The sequence below is a fragment of the Bradyrhizobium sp. 179 genome, assembly GCF_023073535.1.
Classification (GTDB): Bacteria; Pseudomonadota; Alphaproteobacteria; order Rhizobiales; family Xanthobacteraceae; genus Bradyrhizobium.
Genome location: NZ_JADPJR010000126.1, coordinates 1 through 886, shown reverse-complemented (window position 1 = coordinate 886; position 886 = coordinate 1). Strand labels below are relative to the sequence as shown.

2 protein-coding genes are annotated in these 886 nt (G+C 63.3%); both read right to left on the bottom strand.

What is annotated here, in order from left to right; all coding sequences use genetic code 11:
* Window positions 1-91: 91 nt before the first annotated feature.
* Window positions 92-445 carry an IS66 family insertion sequence element accessory protein TnpB gene (gene tnpB / locus IVB12_RS28700; protein WP_247304128.1) on the bottom strand — a complete coding sequence of 118 codons (354 nt, stop codon included), beginning with the start codon at window positions 443-445 and terminating at the stop codon, window positions 92-94.
* Window positions 442-886, bottom strand: a 445-nt coding sequence (locus tag IVB12_RS28695) for a transposase (RefSeq protein ID WP_247304127.1), incomplete at its 5' end; no start/stop codon positions are given. The genes IVB12_RS28695 and tnpB, both read right to left, overlap by 4 nt.

The window sequence follows — 886 nt, the reverse complement described above, 5'->3', positions numbered from 1 at the left end:
CGCGTAGCGCCGCGATGCTCATGTGCTATTTCGAGCACATCGCCGCCGCGCGTGCCACGCTCAAAATAGCTGCCGAGTCATTCTGCCGCACTTATCCAGCGACCTGCGGGCGCCGTGCTTCTTCCGGGCGGACCAACCTCCAATCCAGCCCCTCGAACAAGGCCGCGAACATCGCCGGCGACATCCGCATCACGCCGTCCGCGATCGTTGGCCAAACGAACTTGCAACCTTCGAGGCGCTTGTGAACCAACACCAGGCCCGTTCGGTCCCACACCAAAATCTTGATTCGGTCCGCTCGTTTCGATCGGAACACGAAGGCTGCCCCGCTGAACGGATCGAGACGAAGCATCTCCTGCACCTTCGCCGCAAGCCCATCGTGGCCACAGCGGAAGTCGATCGGCCGCGTTGCAACGTAAATCTTCAGATCTGCACCGACCGCGATCATCGTGACGCTCGCACCGCGCGGATCACCCGGGACAGCTGCTCGCCATCTATGGCCGTATCCGTCCGCAGAATGACATCACCGATCGCAATCTCAAGCTTGATCGCCGAAACCTGACGCTCCTCCAACGCACCTTCCACGACCAGCGGCGCGAATGTCGGATGCGACGCCTCGCACGGCGGCAACACGCCCCGTTGCCGAAGCCGCCGTCGCCAATCGTAGATCTGCCAGCGCGTCGCTCCGTGCTTGCGCGCCACCTCGGCCACCTGGGCACCGGGCAACAGACTCTCGGCGACGATCCGAGCTCTCTCCGCTTCCGAACGCACGCGGCGCCCCGACGGTCCTTCAAGAACTTCCAACCGGCTCACCGACCCCGCCGACGGGCCGTCTAAATGGACGTCCTTTTTGCTGTCCAATCCCATCTCAAACCTCCGTCCAACCCGG